Genomic DNA, 17473 nt, shown 5'->3' with positions numbered 1-17473 from the left:
GTGAGAGGGTCGGGCCATGAGCGCGCCCGGCCCCCCGGTGCCCGTCAGCGGCGTCGACCGGCACGGGTTCTGGCTGCGCACGCTGCGGATGTGGGACCTCGTGCTGGTCGCGATGCTCGCGGTGTACGCCGTAGCGGTGCTGGTCGACACGATGCCGCCCGCCCGCAAGGCCGTGGCGCTCGGGGCGTTGGTCGTGCTCGGCCTGGCGTACGTGCTGGTGGGACGCCGCGGCGCCGTCCGGGGCGACCCGCGCCTCGCCGACGCCTACCTGGTGCTGCTCGTCACCGTCGTCGTCGTCCAGGTCGCGATGGGCGGCATCGGCAGCGTCCTGCTGTTCGTGGCGTTCTCGCACATCTGGTTCTTCAGCCGGCACCGGTGGGCGGGCGTCGCGTGGAGCACGGTGCTCACCGTGGGGATCGTCGCGGCGGCCGCGACCCGCCTCGGCACGGACCTGCAGGCGACCGCGGAGATCGGCGCGCAGTTCGGCGTGGCGCTCGTGTTCGCGATCGTGCTGGGCCTGTGGATCACGCAGGTCGCCGAGCAGAGCGAGGAGCGGGCGTACCTGCTCGAGGAGCTGCGGGCCGCGCAGGACGAGCTCGCGAGCTCCCACCACGCCTCGGGGGTGCTCGCCGAGCGGGCCCGGCTGGCCGGGGAGATCCACGACACGCTCGCCCAGGGGTTCACGTCGGTGGTGATGCTGGCGCAGGCCGCGTCGGCGGAGATCGAGCACGGCCGCACGGAGCAGGCGCGGCGACGCGTGGGGCAGATGGAGCAGGTGGCGCGCGACAACCTGGCCGAGGCGCGGGCGCTGGTGGCGGCCTTCGCGCCGCCCGACCTGGCGGCGGGCGGCCTCGCCGACGCCCTGGTGCGCCTGGGGCGCCGCTTCGGGGACGAGACGGGCGTGCACGTCGACGTCGAGGTCGACGACGCCGGGATCGGGCGCGAGGCCCAGGTGGTGCTGCTGCGCGCGGCGCAGGAGGCCCTCGCCAACGTGCGCAAGCACGCCGAGGCGAGCACGGTCGTGCTCCGGCTGCGCCGGGACGCCGACGGCGTCCGCCTGGAGGTGGTCGACGACGGCCGCGGGCTGCCGGCCGACGCGGCGGAGGGGAACGGGCTGCGAGGCATGCGCGCACGGGCCGGGGCGTCGGGGGGCACGCTCGACGTCGCGCCCGGGCCCGGGCGCGGCACGCAGGTGCTGCTGCAGCTGCCGACCGAGGCGCTCGTCCCGGGCTCCGCCCCGGGGGCGGGCCCCGGGACCGGCACGGCCGTCGAGGAGACGTCATGACAGCGATCCGCGTGCTCATCGCGGACGACCACCCCGTCGTCCGCTCCGGCCTGGCGGGGCTGCTCGCGCTCGAGCCCGACCTCGAGGTCGTCGGCGAGGCCGCCGACGGGGAGGAGGCCGTCGCCCTCGCGGTGAGCCTGCGGCCCGACCTGGTGCTGATGGACCTGCGGATGCCCCGCACGGACGGCGCCGACGCGACCGCACGGGTCGTGCGCGACGTGCCCGGTGTCCGCGTCCTGGTGCTGACGACCTACGAGACCGACACCGACATCTTGCGGGCCGTGGAGGCCGGGGCGACCGGGTACCTGCTCAAGGACACCCCCCGCGACCAGCTGGTGGCAGGCGTGCGGGCCGCGGCGCGCGGGGAGTCGGCCCTGTCGCCGTCCGTCGCGCTGCGCCTGGTCCAGCAGGTCCGCGGCGACGGCGGCGAGCGTCTCTCCCCCCGCGAGCGCGAGGTCCTCGCCGGGGTCGCGCGGGGGCTGTCGAACGCGGCGGTCGGGCGCGAGCTGTTCATCACGGAGGCGACGGTCAAGACGCACCTGCTGCGGGCCTTCGCCAAGCTGGGCGTGGACGACCGGACACGGGCCGTGACGGTCGCGATCGAGCGCGGGATCCTGCCCGGGGCCTGAGCCCGTCTTCACCCCGGGCGGCGCGGGTGCCCATACTGTGCCCCCATGGGGCGAACGCGCAGCGGGCAGGGGTCCGCGACCGGCGCCGAGACGGCCCCGGTGCCCGTCGTCGTCCCCCGGTCCCGCTCGACCGTGCGGGGCCGGCTGATGGCCGCGGTGGTGGCGCTGACCGCGACGACGCTCGCGGTGTCCGCGGCCACGGGCCTGGCGCTGCAGCTGCGGTCGACGGACCGGGCGATCGACGAGTCGCTGGAGCGGGCGGCGGCGGCGCTGCACGACCTGGAGCGCGGCCGCCCGGCGGGCGACGACGAGTCGCGCGAGCCGTGGTCGAGCGTCCACACCCTGCTGGCGACGGCCGTGCAGAACCGCGTGCCGGGTGAGCACGAGGGCGTCGTGTCGTTGGTCGACGGTGCGCTGCACGTGCGCGCGTCGGACGTGACGGAGCCGCTGCGGATCGACCTGGACACCGAGCTGATCGCCGCCGTGCAGGCGCTGGACCCGCTCGACCCGCGTGCTGACGAGCCCCGCACGGTACGGACCGGCACGACGGAGTACCGGCTCGTCGCGCTCCCCGTCACCGTGCCGGCCCAGCCGGACGTGCACGGGCAGCTCGTCGTCGCGTTCGACCGCAGCGCACAGGTCGCGGCGGTGCGGCGGATCTTCGTCACCTACGCGGGCGTGGGCCTCATGGCGCTCGGGGTCATGACGGTCGTCGCCTGGTTCGTGGTGGGACGGATGCTGCGCCCGGTGCGGCTGCTGCGCGACACGGCGCGCCGCATCACGGAGTCCGACCTGTCCGAGCGGATCGAGGTGCACGGCAGCGACGACCTCGCGGACCTGGCGCGCACCGTCAACGCCATGCTCGACCGCCTGCAGCGCGCGTTCGGCTCGCAGCGGGAGCTCGCCGACGACGTCGGGCACGAGCTGCGCACGCCGCTGACGATCGTGCGCGGGCACCTCGAGCTCGTCGACCCCCACGACGCGGACGACGTGCGGACCACCCAGCAGCTCGTGCTCGACGAGGTCGACCGCATGCAACGGCTCGTCGACGACCTCGTGACCCTCGCCACGGCCGACCGGCCGGACTTCGTCAAGCCGGCGCCCTGCGACGTGGGCCGCCTCACCGACGAGGTTCTGGAGAAGGCCCGTGCGCTCGGCGAGCGCCGCTTCGTCGTCGTGTCCCGCGCCGACGTCACCGCGCTGGTCGACGCCCAGCGCATCACCCAGGCGTGGCTGCAGCTCCTGGCCAACGCCGTGCGGTACTCCGACCCGTGGTCGACCGTGCGCCTGGGCAGCGAGGTGTGGGACGGTCGCCTGCTGCTGTGGGTCCGCGACGAGGGACCGGGTGTCCCGCCCGGCGAGGAGGCGCGTATCTTCGAGCGGTTCCACCGGGGCCAGGCCGACCGCAAGCAGCACGGCGCGGGCCTCGGGCTGCCCATCGTCGCCGCCATCGCGTCCGCGCACGGGGGGCGGGTGTTCCTCGAGCACCCGCCGCCGGGTGCCGGCACGGGGGTCGTGTTCGTCCTCGACCTGCCCGCCGTCGGGCTCGTCGACGGTGACCCCGCCCTCGACACCGACCTCCTGGAGCACCACCGATGACCCACATCCTCATCGCCGAGGACGAGGAGCGGATCGCCGCCTTCGTCTCCAAGGGGCTGCGCGCCCACGGCTACGAGACGACGTGCGTCCCGACCGGCGAGGCCGCGCTCGAGCGCGTCGAGGTCGGCGGCGTCGACCTGCTCGTGCTGGACCTCGGGCTGGGCGACATGGACGGGTTCGACGTGCTGCGGATGCTGCGCGCCGAGGGGTACGACCTGCCCGTGGTCGTGCTGACGGCCCGCTCGTCCGTCACCGACACGGTCACGGGGCTGGAGTCCGGCGCGGACGACTACATGGCCAAGCCGTTCCGGTTCGAGGAGCTGCTCGCCCGGATCCGGCTGCGGCTGCGCACCCAGGCACCGGTGGCGCGGGGGCACGTGCTCTCGTTCGGGCGCCTCGCGCTCGACCTGCGCACGCGGCGCATGCGGGTCGACGAGCGGGAGGTCGACCTGTCCGCGCGGGAGTTCGCGCTCGCGGAGATGTTCATGCGCAACCCCGGCGAGGTCCTCACGCGCGAGCGGCTGCTGGCCGACGTGTGGGGCTTCGACTTCGACCCCGGGTCCAACGTCGTCGACGTGTACGTGCGGTACCTGCGCCGCAAGCTCGGCGCGGAGCACTTCGACACGATCCGCGGCGTGGGGTACCGGATGGTCGACACGTCGCCCGACGCGCGGGCGGGCACCGCCGCACCGGCCCGGCTGGCACACTGACCGGCGTGCGCGACCTGGCCCTGCTCCCGAAGGCGCACCTGCACCTGCACTTCACGGGGTCGATGCGGGTGTCGACGCTCGCGGACCTGGCCCAGCGGCACGGCATCCGGCTGCCGCACGTCCTGCTCGACGCCGACCCGCTGCGGGTGCCCGCCGGGGAGCGCGGCTGGTTCCGCTTCCAGCGCCTGTACGACGCGGCGCGGGCGTGCGTGCGCGGCGAGGACGACATGCGGCGCATCGTCGCCGAGGCGGCCGCCGACGACGCGGCCGAGGGGTCGCGGCGGCTCGAGATCCAGGTGGACCCGACGTCGTACGCGCCGTTCGTCGGGGGCCTGACGCCGGCGCTGGAGATCGTCCTCGACGAGGCCCGCCGGGCCAGCGACGCGACGGGCGTCGAGGTCGCGGTCGTCGTGGCGGCGTCGCGGATGCGGCACCCCCTGGACGCGCGGACGCTGGCGCGGCTGGCGGCGCGGCACGCCGGGGACGGCCCCGGCCAGGTCGTCGGGTTCGGCCTGTCGAACGACGAGCGGCGCGGCGACACCGAGCAGTTCGGGCCCGCGTTCGAGATCGCGCACCGGGCCGGGCTGGCCCGGGTGCCGCACGGCGGCGAGCTCCTCGGCCCCGCGCACGTCGCGGAGGTGCTCGACCACCTGCACCCCGAGCGGCTCGGGCACGGCGTGCGGTCCGCGGAGGACCCGCACGTGCTGGCCCGGGTCGTCGAGGACGGTGTCGCGCTCGAGGTCTGCCCCGCGTCGAACGTCTCCCTCGGGGTGTACGCGACGGCCGCGGACGTGCCGCTGCGGGCGCTGGTCGACGCGGGGGCCACGGTGGCGCTCGGTGCCGACGACCCCCTGCTGTTCCGCTCGCGCCTGCTCGACCAGTACGTCGCCGCGCGCGAGGTGCACGGCCTGGACGACCGCGCCCTGGCGGACCTGGCCCGGGCGTCCGTGCGGGCGAGCCGGGCCTCGGCGACCACGCGTGCCCGGCTGCTCGCGGGGGTGGACGCGTGGCTAGCCGACGACCCGGCCGAGCGGCGCGGCCCGGCCGCCCCGGGCGCGGGGCCCGGGGCGGCCTGAGCACGTCAGGACCGCGGTGCGGCTCCCGGCAGCGGCGGCACGACGGGCGGCAGCGACGTCGTCGCCGACGACGGCCGGCGCGAGGAGTCGTCCCCGGCCGGGAACGGCTGCAGGTCACCCGTGCAGACCGTGCCCTCCGCCGGGACCTTGCCCGTGAGCAGGTACCGGTCGACCGCGCCCGTCACGCACGCGGACGTGCCGTACGCGGTGTGCCCCCAGCTGTCGGACGACAGCAGCCGGGCCCGGGGCATGCGGTCCGCGAGCGCGACGGCGCCCTCGTACGACGTGGCCGGGTCCCAGTAGTTGCCGACGACGAGCACGGGTGCGGCGGTGCGTGCGGTGAACGGGCCGCGGAACGCGTCCTCGTCCTGCGCCGTCCACGTGCGCGACGCGCAGGGTGCCGACGCCCACGTCCACAGCGGTCCGAAGCCGGGCGCGTCCGCATCGGCCCGCGCGCCCGCGGCGCGCCACCGGTCGGCGCGGGCGGGGTTGAGCCCGTCGGTGCACAGCACGCCCGTGAACGCCTCGAGCGAGTTGTCGTAGGGGAACGCGAAGCCCAGGGCCTCGCGCTGCTTCGCCGTGGTGGCCGCGGCCTGCTCCTGCTGCTCCTTGGCCCGCTGGACGCGGGCGGCCAGGCCGGCCGACGCGGCGTCACGGGCGTCCTCGGCGACCTCCTCGGGGTGCTGGAGCGTGCGCACGTAGGCGAGGTCGGCGGCGACCCACGCCCAGCCGTCGGGCGCGTACATGTCGCTCAGCAGGAACGACACGAGCGTCGCGTAGGTGATGGTCCCGTAGTCCTCACCGGTCTCGGGGTCGACCACCGGCACGGGCTCGGCCTTGATGTCGGCGACGATCTCGTCGAAGAGCGCGTGCGGCTCCCCGAGCGCGGCGAGCTCGCACCGCTCGGGGCCGGCCTCCTCGCACCGGTCGAGGATCTCCTGCAGCGACGCCCACGCCGCCTCGCCGGAGCGCAGGCGCTGGGTCTGCGGGACGTTCGCCGTGGCGCGCGTCCCCGCCCACGCGACGGGGTCGAGCACACCGTCGACGGTGACCGCGCGCACGCGGTCGGGGAACATGTTGGCGTACACGGCCCCGAGGTAGCTGCCGTAGGAGAAGCCGAGGTACGTGAGCCTCTGGTCGCCGACGACGCGCCGCACGACGTCCATGTCGCGGGCGACCTCGGCGGTCGACATCGAGGCGCTCAGCGGCGTCCCCGTCGTCGCGCAGGCCCGGCCGAGGGCCTCGGACGACGTGACGTACGCGTCCTCCTCGGCGGGCGAGGTCGGGAACGGGACGGACAGCCCGCCGTAGGCGGCGGCCTGCTCGCCGGCGTTGCGGAAGCACGCCACGTTGGTGCTGAAGTTCGTCCCGCGGGGGTCGATGCCGACGACGTCGAACCGGGCCCGCACGTCCTCGGTGAGGAACTCCTCCGCCGCAGCGGCCATGAGGACGCCCGAGCCGCCGGGGCCGCCGGGGTTGACGAACAGGGTGCCGATCTTGCGGGCCGGGTCGGTGGCCCGCACCCGCAGCAGCGCGACCTCGGTGGTCGCACCGCGCGGCTTGTCGTAGTCGAGCGGCAGCGCGACGGTGCCGCAGTCCGCGGTCGCGCCGAACACGCTCGTGCAGTCGAACCACTGCGGGTCGGGTGCGGGGACGCGATCGACCCGGCGGGCCTCCGCGGCGCTGGTGCGGTCGGTGCGTGCGGCGGCCGGGGCGGCCGACGCCGCGGCCGCGGTGGCGACCCCTGACAGGAGCATGGTCGTCGCGAGAGCTCCCGCGACGAGTGCCCGGCGGGATCGAGGTCGATGGTTCACGTGCTTCCCCCTGCTGCGGTGCGGTGCCCGCCCGGCCGCACGCGTCGGTGCGGACGCGGGCGGGCGGGACACCCCCACGCTCGCGGCTCCCACCGGCCGGGGCAACGGCCTGCGGGTGGACCCGGGGACCGCCCGCAGGGGGGAGGTGCGCCCCCGGACCTGCTGCTAGGGTGCGCGGCCGTCCGCGCGGGCCGTCAGCCGGCCGTGGCGGGCACGGCCGGCAGGGCGGCACCGACGAGCACCGGCTCGGGCTCGAGCGCGACGCCGAACCGGTCGAGCACGCCGTCGCGGACCTGCCCCGCGAGGGCCAGCAGGTCGGCCGCGCGCGCCCCGCCCCGGTTGGTCAGCGCGAGGGTGTGCCGGGACGAGAGCGCGGCCGGGCCGGGCGCGCCGTGGCCGCGGCCGAAGCCGGCGTGCTCGATGAGCCACGCGGCGCTCGTCTTGACCCCGCCGTCGGGCAGCGCCCACCGGGGCGCGTCGGCGGGCAGGTGCTCGGCGGCCGCGGCCGTCAGCACGGGGTTCGTGAAGAACGACCCGGCGCTCCACGTGTCGTGGTCGTCCGCGTCGAGCACCATGCCCTTGCGTGCGCGCAGCGCGAGGACCGCGGCCCGGACCTCGGCCAGCGGGGCCCGCTCGCCGACCGCCACGCCGAGGGTGCGCGCGAGCTCGGGGTACGCCACGGGTGCCGAGAGCGAGCCGGGGCGCAGCTGGAACGTGACGTCGAGCACGACGTACCGGGGAGTGGGCGCCCACGGGGCACGGGGGTCCGCGGTGGACGTCTCGCGCATCGACCGCTTCAGCAGGGACGTGCGGTACCCGAACGCCAGGTTCACCCACGCGAGGGTCCGCACCCGCCCGGCGCCGCGGTCCCAGACCCGCACCTGCGCGATCGTCTCGGCCACCTCCTGGCCGTAGGCGCCGACGTTCTGCACGGGCGTCGCGCCCGTGGAGCCGGGGATGCCGGACAGCGCCTCGACGCCGACGAGCTCGTGCTCGACGGCGTAGGCGACGACATCGTCCCAGACCGTGCCCGCCGGGACGGTGAGGGTGACGCCCGCGCACGCCGACGCGTCGGGCACCTGCACGCCGCCGCGCACGTCGCGCACGACCACCCCGGCGAACCCTGCGTCGGCGGCCAGCACGTTGGAGCCGCCGCCGAGCACGAGCACCGGCTCGCCGGCCGCGTCCGCGGACCGGACCGTCTCGACGAGCTCGGCCTCCGTGGTCGCCTCGACGTAGCGGCCGACCGGGCCGCCGACGCGCAGGGTCGTCAGGTCGGCGAGCGTCGGCGTGCCGGGGTGCGTCGGGACGGCGGCGGACCGCGCCTCGGGGGCCGGGCCGGGAAGTGCGCAGGTGTCGGGCTCCACGGCGTCAGGCTAACGGGGCTCGGGCGACCGGGCGTCGGCGGGCAGGGGGTCGTCCGCGGCGACCGGCCCTGCCGCGCGCAGGGGCGCTGCCGCGCTCGTGACGAGCAGGCCCAGCACGACGGGGACGAGGATCGCCAGGAGCGCGTCGCGGTAGCCGACGTGCTCGGCGAGCAGCCCGAGCAGCGGCGGGCCGGCGAGGAACGCCGAGTAGCCGATCGTCGAGACGACCGCGACGCGCGGTGCCGCACGCAGCGGGTCGTCGGCGGCGGCGCTCATGCCGACGGGGAAGCCGAGCGCGGCACCCAGCCCCCAGGCCACGACGCCCAGCATGGCGAGCCACAGGCTGCCGGCCGTGCCGAAGACGAGGAGGCCGACGGCGGCGAGCCCCGCGCACAGGCGCAGGACGGCGACACGCCCGAACCGGTCCAGCAGCCGCGTGCCGAGGATGCGCATGCCGGTCATGGCGGTGACGAAGAGCCCGAACGCGACCGCACCGACGGCGTCGTCGACGTCGAACTCGTCGACGACCGCCAGGCCCAGCCAGTCGTTCGCAGCCCCTTCCGTGAGGGCGGCGGCGAGAACGACGAGGCCGATGAGCAGCGTGCGCGGCTCGACCCAGGCGCGGGCGGCCCCGCGGGCCCCGCCGTGCCCGTGCGCGTCGCCGTGGGGGTCGGTGGCGCCGTGCGCCTCCTCCCCCGGTCCGGCCAGGAACACCCGGACGGCGAGGACGACGACGACCGAGCTGAGCAGCAGGACGCCGGGCACGTGCCACCAGACCGGCACGCGCAGCCAGGCGGCGAGGGCCGCCAGGCCGGCCGCCGCCATCGTCCCGAAGGAGAAGCCCGCGTGGTAGCGCGGCATGACCGTGCGGCCGAGGCGCTGCTCGACGACGGCGCCCTCGAGGTTCATGGCGGCGTCCCACACCCCGGTGCCGACCCCGGCCAGGACGAGGCCCAGGCCCACGACGACGACCTGCCCGGCCGCGACGCCGGCCGAGGCGGTCGCCAGCCCGGCCGCGTTGAGCAGCGCGAAGACGAGCACCGTGCGTGCGGCGCCGAGGCGCTCCACGACGAGGCCGGACAGCGGCAGGGCGGCGAGCGAGCCGAACGCGCCGACCAGGAGCAGCACGCCCATCTGCTCGGGCGTGAGCCCCAGGCCGTCGCGGACCGCCGGCAGCCGCGCGGCCCAGCTGGCGAAGTTGAGCCCCGCCAGGGCGAAGACGGTGAAGACGGCGACGGACGCGAGGCGGACCTCGCGCGTCGGGGCGGGTACGGCCGTGCGCGCGCCCTCGGGCGACGGTCCGGTCATCGGTCGGCTCCTCGGGGGGTGCGACGGGGGCGGGGGGTGCGAGGCAGGGCGGGCCGCCCGGGCGCCGGGCGTCCGCGGCGCGGGCCGCCGTCGTGGCGGCGGGCGCCGGGCGCGTCGGGGCGCACCACGTCGACGGCGGCGCCCGGAGCGGTGCCGGGCGCGTCCGCCGGGAGGCCACCGGTCACGCGCGGGGTGACGCCAGGCACCGCGACGGGCGGGCGGGGTCGGACGACGGGGGCGACCAGCACGCTCACCAGCATGGCCACCAGCACGAGCAGCAGGGCGTGCCGGGCACCGACGTGCTCGGCCGCGAGACCGAGCACGGGGGGCGCGGCGAGCGAGGCGACCGACGCGAACGCCGAGACCACGGCCACCCGACCCGCCGCGCGGACGGGGTCGTCGGACGCCGCGGCCATGCCGACGGGCACCGCGAGCGCGGCACCCGCGCCCCAGAGCGCCACACCGACCACGGCGAGCGGGAGCGTCGGGGCGAGCCCGAAGGTGGCCAGGCCGAGGACCGACAGCACCCCGGAGGCGCGCAGGACGCCGACACGGCCCCACCGGTCGAGGAGCCGGGTGCCGAGCAGCCGCACCACGGTCATCGCGGCGACGAACAGCCCGAGGACCGCGCCCCCGACGTGCTCGGGGCTCGCGAAGCCGTCGACGACGGCCAGGGCGAGCCAGTTGTTGGCCGACCCCTCCGACAGGGCGGCGGCGAGGACGACCACGCCGACGCCGAGCGTCCGGGGCTCGCGCCACGCACGCAGCGCCCCTCCCCCGCGTCGCGCGCGGGGCGGGCCGTCCGGGGCCGGGGTGCCCGTCCCGGCTCGCGCGGCCCGCTCCGCCGGGGTGGCGGGCAGCACGACGTCGCGCAGCGAGGCCAGGCGCCACACGACCACGAGGACGGCCGTGGCGGGCAGCTGGACGACGACGGGCACGCCCAGCGCGGACGCCAGGGCCCCGAGCCCGGAGCCCGCGACGGCACCCACGGAGAACGCGGCGTGGAACTGCGGGATGACCGTCCGGCCGACCGCACGCTCGACGCGTCCGGACTCGACGTTGATCGCGACGTTGCCGAGCGCGACGGCCACGCCGTTGACGAAGATCCCGGCGGCGAGGAGCGCCCGCGAGCCCGCGCCCGGGGCGACGCCGAGCAGGACGAGCGCGGTGGCGAGCAGCGCCGTGGACGCGAGCAGCACGCGGCGGGTGCCGTGGCGCTGCAGCACGCCGCCCGCCACCGTGACCGTCAGGAGCGACCCGACGGAGCCGACCAGCAGGAGGACTCCCAGGTCTGCCGTGGACAGGCCCAGCTGGTCGCGCACCGTCGGGACTCGGGCGAGCCAGCTGGAGAACGCGAGCCCGGCGAGCGCGAAGAGCCCGACCAGCAGCACGCGGGCGCGCGTGACGGACGACGGGGCGGGGGCAGGGCGGTTCACGGGCGCTCCGGCGCGACGTGCCCGCAGGCGCGTCGCGAGGTGTGGCTGGGCCGACGAGGCGGCTATCGAATCGATTCGAGCCTGGCGTGGCGCAGACGGTCGAATCGTTTTGAGGTCGGCTGCCATTCTGCGGGTACGCTGGCGACCGCGTCAATCACCCGACCCGCCGGCCGGACCGGCACCCACCCGGAGGTGGCCGACCTGTCGACCCAGCGACCGACGCTCGCCGACGTCGCCTCCGCCGCGGGCGTCTCGGTGTCCACCGCGTCCCTGGCCTTCTCCGGCGCCGGCCCCATCGCCGCCGCCACCCGCACCCGGGTCCTCGAGGCCGCGAGCACCCTCGGCTACTCCGGCCCCAACCCGCTGGGGCGCCAGCTGCGCCGCGGGCGCTCCGGGATCGTCGGCGTCGTGGTCGGCGACTCGCTCAAGCGTGCGTTCCGCGACCCCGTGGCCGTGCAGATGCTCGACGGCCTGGTCGGGACGCTCGCCCCGCTCGACCTCGGCGTCCTGCTCATCGCCGGCCCCAGCGACCCGTCGGAGCCGCCGGTCGACCCCCTGGTGGAGTCCGCGGCCATGGACGTGGCCGTGCTCCTGTGGGGCGGCACCAGCGACGACCCCGTGCTGGCCGCGCTGCGCCGCCGCGGCGTGCCCGCGGTCCTGCTCGAGGGCACCCCGCAGCCCGACGTGACGGTCGTCGGCATCGACGACCGCGGCGGCATGGCGCAGGTCACGCAGCACCTGGTCGGGCTCGGGCACCGCCGGATCGCGACCGTGACGCTGCCGTTCGACCGCGACCGCGCCGAGGGCCCCGCCGACGCCGCACGGCTGCGCGCGCCGGCGTGGGAGATCACCCGCCGCCGCCTGGCGGGCGTCCGTGACACGGGCGTCGAGCCGACGGTCGTGTGGGAGACCCCCGCCTCGCTCGTCGAGCACGGCGCGACGGCCGGTCGGGCGCTGCTGTCCGCGCCCGACCGCCCCACCGCCGTCGTCTGCCAGTCGGACCTGCTCGCCTCGGGCGTCGTCCTGGCCGCGCGCGAGCTCGGCCTGCGGGTCCCCGAGGACGTCTCGGTGGCGGGCTTCGACGGTCTCGACCTGCCGTGGCTCGCCCCGGACGTGCTCACGACCGTCGAGCAGCCGCTCGCGCGCAAGGGGGAGACCGTGGGCCACGCCGTGGCGCAGATCATCGCGGGCGGGCGACCCGCCGACACCGAGCTGCCGGTGGTCCTGCGCCTCGGGACGACCACGGGGCCCGCACCGGCCTGACGGCTCTCGCCCGAATGCGGGTCACGCCCTCGGAGCAGGTGGACGGCATGCTCGCGCGGGGACTGCCGCGCAGCCTCAGGGCCGGCGCCTGCCGACCTCAGCGCTGCCGCGCGGACCTCACGCATGCGGTCCTCGGGCGTGCGGGCCTCAGGCGAGGCGGACGACCGCCTGGGACTTGCCGAGCACGCGCGCGCCGTCGAGCGTGACCGTCAGGTCGATGCGAGCCGTCCCGGCTTCCGCGTCGACCGCGCCGACCGCCGCCACGACCTGCACGACGGCCTCGCCGGGGTCGGGCACCGGCACGGGGCGCGTGAAGCGCGTCTGGTAGTCGACGACGGCCCCGGGGTCGCCGAGCCAGTCGACGACGACGGAGACCGCAGCGCCCATCGTCCACATGCCCTGCGCGATGACACCGGGCAGGCCCACCGCGGTGGCGAACCGGTCGTTCCAGTGGATCGGGTTGAAGTCGCCGCTCGCCCCGGCGTAGCGCACCAGGCGGGCACGGTCGACGGCGACGGTGCCGCGGGCGACCTCCTGGCCGACGACGAGGTCGGCGAGCACCGGGCGGGTCATGCGTCCCCCTCCGGCCGGACCGCGAGCGTCGAGACGACGGTGGCGACCGCCGAGCCGTCCTCGTCGGCGACCTCGACCCGCGTCGTCACCATCGCGAGGCCGCCACGGATCGCGACACCGTCCACGTGGAGGGTGGGCCGCAGCCTGTCCCCCGCGACGACGGGGCGGTGCAGCGTGAAGCGCTCGTCGGCGTGCACGACACGGCTGAAGTCGATGCCGGCGGCCGGGTCGTCGACGTACTGCGCCTCGGACCGCTGGGCGAGCGCGACCAGGAAGGTCGGTGGTGCGACGACGTCGCGGTGCCCGAGGTTCCGGGACGCCGCGACGTCGGTGTGCGCAGGGTGCGTGGCGCCCGTCGCCTCGGCGAACTCGCGGATCTTCTCGCGCGAGACCTCGTAGACGTCGCCGGCGGGGTAGACCCGACCGGCGAAAGAGGTGTCGACCGTCACGTCAGGCTGCCGGAGAGCCGCGGTCAGCGGGTCTCGCGGTGCACCGTGTGCTTGTTGTCCCGCGGGCAGTACTTCTTCATCTCGAGCCGGTCGGGGGTGTTCCGACGGTTCTTCTTCGTGATGTAGTTCCGCTCCTTGCACTCCGTGCAGGCGAGCGTGATCTTCGGGCGGACGTCCGCGCTCTTGCTGGCCATGTTCGTGCCCACCTCTCGCGCCCCGCGGGGGCTGCGTTCATCTCGTCGCGCGCGCCGGCCGACACACGCTCGTGCAGGGAAACCACCGGCCGAACCCGGCCGGCGGGCGTGGTAGCGGGAGCGGGATTCGAACCCGCGACACCACGATTATGAGCCGTGTGCTCTAACCACCTGAGCTATCCCGCCACAGCGGCTGCGCCCGGGCCGGCCGCGGTGACGCGACCGGCCCGTGACACACCACAGAGCCCCGAAAGGGAATCGAACCCTTGACCTTCTCCTTACCATGGAGACGCTCTGCCGACTGAGCTATCGGGGCAGCGCGGAACAGAGTACACGCGCCGACGGGCGCTGGCGAAATCGAGTCCACGAGGGGGCCACGACAGGCCCGGACGAGGCTCCGTCGAGCCCGACGTACGCGTCGTCCACGACGACGCCCGGGCGGACCGGGACGCCGGCAGCACGCGCCCGCACCGTGACCCCCCACCCCTCCACGGGCGCCCGGCGGGCGCTGCCTAAACCTTTCGGTTCGTCGCCCCCGGGCCCACGGCCGTGCCACGATCCCGCGCATGCGCTCCCTCCCCCGCCCCGTCGCGACCACACCCGGCACCTCCCTTCGACCCCCCGTCCGCACCGCCGCCCGCACGTCCGGCCGGGCCGTCGGACTCGCGCTCGCCCTCGCCCTCGCCGTGACCGGCTGCACGGGCGGCGACGACGAGGCGGAGGCGGGCGTCGACCCCTCGACGCAGGACTGGCCGGCCGCCGTGGACCCCGCGACCGCCGAGGGCGACGTGTGGGTCGTGTGGACCGCGGTCGCCGAGGACGGTGACCAGGCGGCCGTCGACGCCGCCGTGGCCGAGCTGCGCACCGCGGGGTACGCCGACGCGGCACCGCTGGACCCCGCGTGCCAGGAGGGCACCGGCGAGGTCCTCGGCGGCGTCACCGGGATCGACGACCCGACGGCCGTCGGCGTGGCCTTCGCGTCCGCGGAGGACGCCGGCGTGTTCGACACCCGCTTCGCGGGGACGACGGTGTCGCTGACGTCCGGGCCGTGGACCTGCGACTGACCGCTCTCGGGCCGACGCGAGTCCGGACACCCGGCCCGCCGACGCCCAGCACCGACGCAAGACGTCGGAACACGGACGGGGCGCCCTCGTGATCGAGGACGCCCCGTCCGGGCTGTGGCGGGTGAGGGATTCGAACCCCCGTAGGCGTTGCCAGCTGATTTACAGTCAGCCCCCTTTGGCCACTCGGGTAACCCGCCAAGGGGCGCGCACCCGGTGCCACCGGCCGCGGACGACCGGTGCACGTGGGCGACGTGCGGATGGAAGGATAGCAACTCCGGGAGGCCCCGCGCGCCACACGGTCGCGCGGGCGTCGCACGCCGCGGCACTCCCGCCCGGCCGCACCGGCCGCACCGACCGCACGACGGCGCCCCGAGGGCGCCGGGACAAGGAGCACCCCATGGCGAGCGAGTCCTCGTTCGACGTCGTCAGCAAGGTCGACCGGCAGGAGGTCGACAACGCGCTCAACCAGGCGTCGAAGGAGATCGCGCAGCGCTACGACTTCAAGGGTGTGGGCGCGTCCATCAGCTGGAGCGGCGAGAGCATCCTCATGGTCGCCAACTCCGCCGAGCGCGTGCTGGCCGTCCTCGACGTGTTCCAGTCCAAGCTCATCAAGCGCGGCATCTCCCTGAAGTCGCTGGACACCGGCGACGGCGAGCCCAAGCCCTCGGGCAAGGAGCACCGGCTCGCCGCCTCCATCAAGGAGGGACTGAGCAGCGAGGTCGCCAAGCAGCTCGCGAAGGTCGTGCGCGACGAGGGCCCGAAGGGGGTCAAGACCCAGATCCAGGGCGACGAGCTGCGCGTCTCGGCCAAGAGCCGCGACGACCTGCAGGCCGTCATCGCGCTGCTCAAGGGTGCGGACGTCGACGCGGCGCTGCAGTTCGTCAACTACCGCTGAGCGGGGTGACCTCCCACCTGGCCTGCCTCGGGCTCGGCGTCGAGGACGGGCGGGGGCTCGAGCGCGTCGTGCAGCACGGGCTGGCGCACGCGCAGGCCTGGGGCACGCGCGACGGCACGTCCGTGGTCAGCTGGCAGGACGGCTCGGGCGCCCGCCTCGTCCTCGCGCTGCGCGAGGGCACCCTCGTCGACGTGGTGCCCTCGTTCGCCGGGACACCGGGCGTGCTGCTCGCCGGCCTCACGCCCGCCGGTCCGGGCACCGCGGACGTGCACGTCGCGGACGTCGTGGACACGGCCGGGTCCGTGCTGACGCGCTGCGCGGTGCACGTCGAGCAGCGCGCCCTGCTCGACGCCGTGCCGTGGGCGGGTCCGGCGGCGCTCGTGGCGCTCGGCTTCGACGTCACGGTGCACGCCGACGCCGGCGCCTTCGACGGCGACCCCGCCAGCCTGCTGGGCGGAGCGGCCGAGCGCGCCGACGGGCGCGCCCCGGTGCGGTTCGGCCCCGAGTCGTTCGTGCCGACGGGGCTCTTCACCGACGCCCCCGGGACCGCACCGGCGCCGGTCGCGCTGCTGCACGGCACCGTGCTGCGCGCGAGCCGCCGACGCGTCGCCCTGACCGGCCAGGAGTTCGTCGCGGCCCGCGTGCGCACCGCCCCCGGCGAGGTCGACCTGTGCCTGCCCGGGGACGTCGGCGAGGTCAGGCCCGGCAACGTCGTGGCCGGCGGGGTGATGCTCGTCGCCCGGCTCGCGGACATGGCCGCGGACGGCCGGGGACGGCACCGCCGCGCCTGAGCCGCGGCGGGCGGACCAGAGGTCAGTACCGGGTCGCTCGGCCCCCCGCCATCGCCTCGAGCCGGGCGATCCGGTCGCCCATCGGCGGGTGGGTCGCGAACAGGCGGCCCACCCCCGCGCCGCGGAACGGGTTGGCGATCATCAGGTGGGAGACGTCGACGAGCTCGCGCTCCTGCGGCAGGGGCCGCGCGCGCGTGCCCTGCTCGAGCTTGCGCAGCGCCGACGCGAGGGCCAGGGGGTCGCCCGTCAGGGCCGCGCCGTCCTCGTCCGCGTCGTACTCGCGGGTGCGGCTGATCGCGAGCTGGATCATCGTCGCGGCCAGGGGCGCGAGCAGCGCGAGCAGCAGGCCCGCCAGGGGGTTCGCGCCCTCCCGCCGGTCGCCGCCGCCGAAGAACAGCGCGAACTGGGCCAGCGACGTGATCACGCCGGCGATCGCGGCCGCGACCGACGAGGTGAGGATGTCGCGGTTGTAGACGTGCATGAGCTCGTGCCCCAGCACGCCGCGCAGCTCGCGCTCGTCGAGGAGCGCGAGGATGCCCTCCGTGCAGCAGACCGCCGCGTTCTGCGGGTTGCGGCCCGTCGCGAACGCGTTCGGGGCCATCGTCGGCGAGACGTACAGCCGCGGCATCGGCTGGCGCGCCGCGGTCGACAGCTCGCGCACGATCCGGTGCATGGCGGGGTGCTCGAGCTCGCTGACGGGCCGGGCACGCATGGCGCGGATCGCGATCTTGTCGGAGTTCCAGTAGCTGTACGCCGTGGTCACGAGGCCGATGAGCGTGAAGATCCACAGGAACCGGGCCGACCCCCCGCCGAGCAGCCACCCGATGCCCAGCAGCACGGCCCACATCACGCCGAACAGCGCCGCCGTCTTCAAGCCGTTGTGGTGCCGGTGACCCATCGCTCGCCCGTCCTCCCCGGCCACCTCGTGCGGCCGCTCTCCGGACGTCTGAACGACCCGCGGCGCACGCGCGTTCCCGCCCGCCCCGCGTCCGCCCCGGACGCCGCCCGCACCGCCCGGCG

At 76.2% G+C, this 17473-nt stretch carries 17 protein-coding genes and 3 tRNA genes; 9 read left to right on the top strand and 11 right to left on the bottom strand.

Annotated elements, in window-relative coordinates; all coding sequences use genetic code 11:
* Nucleotides 1–16: 16 nt before the first annotated feature.
* From FBY24_RS12110 to FBY24_RS12090, 5 genes are read left to right on the top strand one after another with little or no spacing between them, the layout of a single operon-like run.
* The gene (locus tag FBY24_RS12110) at nt 17–1285 is read left to right on the top strand and encodes a sensor histidine kinase (protein WP_142160905.1); all 1269 of its coding nucleotides are present in this window, start codon (nt 17–19) and stop codon (nt 1283–1285) included.
* Nucleotides 1282–1914 carry a response regulator transcription factor gene (locus FBY24_RS12105; RefSeq protein ID WP_142160903.1) on the top strand — a complete coding sequence of 211 codons (633 nt, stop codon included), beginning with the start codon at nt 1282–1284 and terminating at the stop codon, nt 1912–1914. Before FBY24_RS12110 ends, FBY24_RS12105 begins: the two co-directional genes overlap by 4 nt.
* Before the next feature lie 45 nt (nt 1915–1959).
* Nucleotides 1960–3513, top strand: a complete 1554-nt coding sequence (locus tag FBY24_RS12100; RefSeq protein ID WP_142160901.1) for a HAMP domain-containing sensor histidine kinase — start codon at nt 1960–1962, stop codon at nt 3511–3513.
* Nucleotides 3510–4223, top strand: coding sequence for a response regulator transcription factor (locus tag FBY24_RS12095; RefSeq protein ID WP_140457331.1), 714 nt, complete (start codon nt 3510–3512; stop codon nt 4221–4223). The genes FBY24_RS12100 and FBY24_RS12095 overlap by 4 nt, the downstream gene beginning before the upstream one ends.
* A gap of 5 nt (nt 4224–4228) precedes the next feature.
* Nucleotides 4229–5299, top strand: a complete 1071-nt coding sequence (locus FBY24_RS12090) for an adenosine deaminase (protein WP_142160899.1) — start codon at nt 4229–4231, stop codon at nt 5297–5299.
* A gap of 5 nt (nt 5300–5304) precedes the next feature.
* Here FBY24_RS12090 and FBY24_RS12085 read toward each other — a convergent pair whose 3' ends face one another.
* The 4 genes from FBY24_RS12085 to FBY24_RS12070 all read right to left on the bottom strand — a co-directional run bounded on the left by FBY24_RS12085 (nt 5305) and on the right by FBY24_RS12070 (nt 11224).
* Entirely contained in the window at nt 5305–7056 is a 1752-nt protein-coding gene (locus FBY24_RS12085; protein ID WP_142160897.1) for an alpha/beta hydrolase, read from the bottom strand.
* A gap of 251 nt (nt 7057–7307) precedes the next feature.
* Complete coding sequence (locus tag FBY24_RS12080) at nt 7308–8480, bottom strand: UDP-N-acetylmuramate dehydrogenase (RefSeq protein WP_142160895.1); 1173 nt, start codon at nt 8478–8480, stop codon at nt 7308–7310.
* Nucleotides 8481–8489: 9 nt separating this feature from the next.
* Nucleotides 8490–9788, bottom strand: a complete 1299-nt coding sequence (locus FBY24_RS12075) for an MFS transporter (protein WP_142160893.1) — start codon at nt 9786–9788, stop codon at nt 8490–8492.
* The gene (locus FBY24_RS12070) at nt 9785–11224 is read right to left on the bottom strand and encodes a sugar MFS transporter (RefSeq protein WP_255432372.1); all 1440 of its coding nucleotides are present in this window, start codon (nt 11222–11224) and stop codon (nt 9785–9787) included. Before FBY24_RS12070 ends, FBY24_RS12075 begins: the two co-directional genes overlap by 4 nt.
* Nucleotides 11225–11425: 201 nt before the next feature.
* Between FBY24_RS12070 and FBY24_RS12065 the strand changes: the two genes are divergently transcribed.
* Nucleotides 11426–12487, top strand: a complete 1062-nt coding sequence (locus FBY24_RS12065; protein ID WP_142163492.1) for a LacI family DNA-binding transcriptional regulator — start codon at nt 11426–11428, stop codon at nt 12485–12487.
* A gap of 147 nt (nt 12488–12634) precedes the next feature.
* On the opposite strand, the gene FBY24_RS12060 is transcribed toward FBY24_RS12065, so the two are convergent.
* The 5 genes from FBY24_RS12060 to FBY24_RS12040 all read right to left on the bottom strand — a co-directional run bounded on the left by FBY24_RS12060 (nt 12635) and on the right by FBY24_RS12040 (nt 14019).
* Nucleotides 12635–13060: a MaoC/PaaZ C-terminal domain-containing protein gene (locus tag FBY24_RS12060; RefSeq protein WP_142160888.1), complete on the bottom strand. Its 426-nt coding sequence runs from the start codon at nt 13058–13060 to the stop codon at nt 12635–12637.
* Nucleotides 13057–13509 carry a MaoC family dehydratase N-terminal domain-containing protein gene (locus FBY24_RS12055; protein WP_142160886.1) on the bottom strand — a complete coding sequence of 151 codons (453 nt, stop codon included), beginning with the start codon at nt 13507–13509 and terminating at the stop codon, nt 13057–13059. The genes FBY24_RS12060 and FBY24_RS12055 overlap by 4 nt, the downstream gene beginning before the upstream one ends.
* A 23-nt stretch (nt 13510–13532) precedes the next feature.
* Entirely contained in the window at nt 13533–13703 is a 171-nt protein-coding gene (gene rpmG / locus FBY24_RS12050; protein WP_089798398.1) for a 50S ribosomal protein L33, read from the bottom strand.
* Nucleotides 13704–13812: 109 nt separating this feature from the next.
* A tRNA-Met gene (locus tag FBY24_RS12045) sits at nt 13813–13889 on the bottom strand.
* Between the two features lie 57 nt (nt 13890–13946).
* Nucleotides 13947–14019: transfer RNA gene (locus tag FBY24_RS12040), tRNA-Thr, on the bottom strand.
* 250 nt (nt 14020–14269) lie between these two features.
* Here FBY24_RS12040 and FBY24_RS12035 point away from each other — a divergent pair.
* Nucleotides 14270–14767, top strand: a complete 498-nt coding sequence (locus FBY24_RS12035; RefSeq protein WP_142160884.1) for a hypothetical protein — start codon at nt 14270–14272, stop codon at nt 14765–14767.
* A 115-nt stretch (nt 14768–14882) separates the two neighbouring features.
* Here FBY24_RS12035 and FBY24_RS12030 read toward each other — a convergent pair.
* Nucleotides 14883–14964, bottom strand: a tRNA-Tyr gene (locus tag FBY24_RS12030).
* A gap of 200 nt (nt 14965–15164) precedes the next feature.
* Between FBY24_RS12030 and FBY24_RS12025 the strand changes: the two genes are divergently transcribed.
* Nucleotides 15165–15662: a YajQ family cyclic di-GMP-binding protein gene (locus FBY24_RS12025; protein WP_142160882.1), complete on the top strand. Its 498-nt coding sequence runs from the start codon at nt 15165–15167 to the stop codon at nt 15660–15662.
* Between the two features lie 5 nt (nt 15663–15667).
* A complete protein-coding gene (locus tag FBY24_RS12020; protein WP_142160880.1) occupies nt 15668–16453 on the top strand; it encodes a hypothetical protein in 786 nt (261 codons plus the stop codon).
* 22 nt (nt 16454–16475) lie between these two features.
* Here the strand turns inward: FBY24_RS12020 and htpX are convergent, their stop codons facing one another.
* On the bottom strand, nt 16476–17351 hold the full coding sequence (gene htpX, locus FBY24_RS12015) for a zinc metalloprotease HtpX (RefSeq protein WP_142160878.1): 876 nt from the start codon (nt 17349–17351) through the stop codon (nt 16476–16478).
* Nucleotides 17352–17473 lie beyond the last annotated feature (122 nt).

Origin of the sequence: Cellulomonas sp. SLBN-39 (assembly GCF_006715865.1) — a bacterium.
Classification (GTDB): Bacteria; Actinomycetota; Actinomycetes; order Actinomycetales; family Cellulomonadaceae; genus Cellulomonas.
Note: the sequence above shows the minus strand (reverse complement) of the source record. Positions and strands in the feature narration are given on the sequence as shown.

What these genes read in the sequence shown, in the direction of transcription:
- FBY24_RS12110 (WP_142160905.1), top strand. Translation starts at nt 17, where the DNA reads ATGAGCGCGCCCGGCCCCCCGGTGCCCGTCAGCGGCGTCGACCGGCAC.
- FBY24_RS12105 (WP_142160903.1), top strand. Translation starts at nt 1,282, where the DNA reads ATGACAGCGATCCGCGTGCTCATCGCGGACGACCACCCCGTCGTCCGC.
- FBY24_RS12100 (WP_142160901.1), top strand. Translation starts at nt 1,960, where the DNA reads ATGGGGCGAACGCGCAGCGGGCAGGGGTCCGCGACCGGCGCCGAGACG.
- FBY24_RS12095 (WP_140457331.1), top strand. Translation starts at nt 3,510, where the DNA reads ATGACCCACATCCTCATCGCCGAGGACGAGGAGCGGATCGCCGCCTTC.
- FBY24_RS12085 (WP_142160897.1), bottom strand. Translation starts at nt 7,056, where the DNA reads ATGCTCCTGTCAGGGGTCGCCACCGCGGCCGCGGCGTCGGCCGCCCCG.
- FBY24_RS12075 (WP_142160893.1), bottom strand. Translation starts at nt 9,788, where the DNA reads ATGACCGGACCGTCGCCCGAGGGCGCGCGCACGGCCGTACCCGCCCCG.
- FBY24_RS12060 (WP_142160888.1), bottom strand. Translation starts at nt 13,060, where the DNA reads ATGACCCGCCCGGTGCTCGCCGACCTCGTCGTCGGCCAGGAGGTCGCC.
- rpmG (WP_089798398.1), bottom strand. Translation starts at nt 13,703, where the DNA reads ATGGCCAGCAAGAGCGCGGACGTCCGCCCGAAGATCACGCTCGCCTGC.
- FBY24_RS12035 (WP_142160884.1), top strand. Translation starts at nt 14,270, where the DNA reads ATGCGCTCCCTCCCCCGCCCCGTCGCGACCACACCCGGCACCTCCCTT.
- FBY24_RS12025 (WP_142160882.1), top strand. Translation starts at nt 15,165, where the DNA reads ATGGCGAGCGAGTCCTCGTTCGACGTCGTCAGCAAGGTCGACCGGCAG.
- htpX (WP_142160878.1), bottom strand. Translation starts at nt 17,351, where the DNA reads ATGGGTCACCGGCACCACAACGGCTTGAAGACGGCGGCGCTGTTCGGC.